The sequence below is a fragment of the Vogesella mureinivorans genome (assembly GCF_007644035.1).
In the GTDB taxonomy this organism is placed as follows: Bacteria; Pseudomonadota; Gammaproteobacteria; order Burkholderiales; family Chromobacteriaceae; genus Vogesella; species Vogesella mureinivorans.
Window position 1 is genome coordinate 1 of the sequence record NZ_VMTV02001118.1, and the last position, 296, is coordinate 296.

The window sequence follows — 296 nt, forward strand, 5'->3', positions numbered from 1 at the left end:
GGGTCATTGTCCGAGAGGGGTTAGATCGCACCAGTATGCGGGCGATCGCCCAGGAGCTTGGTTGCACCACAGGAGTCGTCACCCACTATTTCCGAGATAAGCAAGAGTTAATTCTCTTTGCTCTCAATCAAGTCACTCAGTCCCTACTCAAGGCAATGCAGTCCCAGAGAGCGCAGGAGCTTGGAGTTGATCGCCTCCTAAAGATGGTGTCAGCATTTTTGCCCCTTGATGTTGAACGGCAAGCTATTCTCAAGGTCTGGTTAGCCTTTTTGGGATACGCCGTTGGACGAGATTCC

The 296-nt window shown here is 51.7% G+C and carries 1 protein-coding gene; it reads left to right on the forward strand.

All coding sequences use genetic code 11. The features are described 5' to 3' along the window. Positions 1–296, forward strand: a 296-nt coding sequence (locus FLQ44_RS25745; protein ID WP_147696191.1) for a TetR family transcriptional regulator, incomplete at both ends; no start/stop codon positions are given.